We start from the raw sequence: 1,678 nt of genomic DNA, 5'->3' as shown, positions 1-1,678 counted from the left end.
AAGGGACTTCCCTAAAGGAACAGATTTTAACCTCATTGACGAAAAACAGCTCTTAAAACTCGAACATAAACTAAACAACAAACCCAGAAAAATCATTGGGTATAAAACTCCTAAAGAAGTATTGGAATCTGAATTAAAAAACGTAGCTTAGTAACTATTAAAAATTAAAACGCTTTGTTGCGTTACAACATTGAATGCAAGAACTCGGCTGAGAAATTTTTCTTCAAAAATAATGATTTATTAAAGCTGAAAATTAGTCCGATTTTGAGCATTATTCCGGAATGAATTTTTTAAGTAGTTTTCTTCCAAAACTAAAATTCTGCTTCAACTGAGAATTGCTCTGAGAACTCTTCTCTCCTATTTTATCATTCTACTAAATTGAGAAAATTTATGAGTTGAATCCGTTAAATTTGAATAGATTTTCTAAACGTACGAGTTTTCTCTTATTCTTAGTTTTTTAAGCTAATTTTCTACTAAACTGAAAAATTCTCAACGATTGATTTTTTAAATAATTCATCTTCTTTTTATAATTAATACTAAACTTGATAAATAAAACTCAAAAGATTGATTTTCTGATTGTTTTAGTTGCTTTTCATCATTTTCGTAAACTGAAAAATTGCAACTTCTTTCAACTGAATTTGAAAAATATCACGGAATCAAAATAGAGAATTGAAACCATCAGATTTGAGAAATGAATCGGTTAAATTTGAACTAAAATTGATAAATCCAACTATGTTTGATTAAGTTACTTTAACCAACACTGGCTATATTGCATTGTGGCGGATTTTCTTTTTCAGAAAATCCTCGTATATTTACTATCACTATGGCTATGGCGGAAAAATCTTGCCGATTTTTCCACAACGACAACATAGCCTAACCCGTTAGCAAAAATTAAAATGAAAAAATTATTACGATTCAAATTTGTATTCATAAACCTGATTTTTATATTAATTCTAACAAACTGTTCTACAACTAGAATAGATGGTGGAAAATTGATTTCAAAAAACGTCTCCTTTTATTTTGACAATTGTTGCTTGGCAACTTTTATTAAAGGAAATGGAAGTATCGATGTTTATGAAAAAAAACTGAAAATAAAAATTAAAAAAGGTAGTATAAAAATTAATCCAGAATTTGATAATCCGACTTATACTGTCGGAGAAATTTATCTGAGTTTAGGAAAATATATTGACAAGGAAAAAGGCAGTTGGACAAGATACAATCACAGTAAATCGATAAATATTGACAAAAAGATTAATTCATTGAAAGATTCTATTGACATTTCAAATTTAACATTTGAAATACCTTACAACGATTTAGATTTAATGGATTCTTGGATTATTATAACAACGACAGACGAGGAAAGACACGGTTTAAACCACTCACATTCGAGAAATTATTTTCAGAAATATAATTGATTGACAAAAACTTTTGCTAACACCTCATATAATTTATGCTTAAATTTGAACTAGTTAAAACGACAAACATTCAACTAACGATTTGCTACAACCGAAAAATCTCCGATTTTCCAGTCGCACAAATCATATAAAAACTCGTTAGGCACAATTAGAATATGAAACTAATAAACGACATAATAAATGAATTAGTAGACACTGACAAATCTATCAATTCACCATTATTAAAGACGAAAGTCTTAGCAAGTCGACTACAAAACAAGGAA

General features: G+C 28.4%; 2 protein-coding genes. Both read left to right on the top strand.

Annotated elements, in window-relative coordinates; all coding sequences use genetic code 11:
* The first annotated feature begins 1,034 nt into the window (after window positions 1-1,034).
* Window positions 1,035-1,415 carry a hypothetical protein gene (locus HGB55_RS14855; RefSeq protein ID WP_168817840.1) on the top strand — a complete coding sequence of 127 codons (381 nt, stop codon included), beginning with the start codon at window positions 1,035-1,037 and terminating at the stop codon, window positions 1,413-1,415.
* 155 nt (window positions 1,416-1,570) lie between these two features.
* On the top strand, window positions 1,571-1,678 hold a 108-nt coding region (locus HGB55_RS15695; protein ID WP_168817557.1), incomplete at its 3' end, for a hypothetical protein.

The sequence above is a fragment of the Lutibacter sp. B1 genome, assembly GCF_012524075.1.
Taxonomy (GTDB): domain Bacteria; phylum Bacteroidota; class Bacteroidia; order Flavobacteriales; family Flavobacteriaceae; genus Lutibacter.
This window is presented reverse-complemented; position numbering and strand designations above follow the sequence as displayed.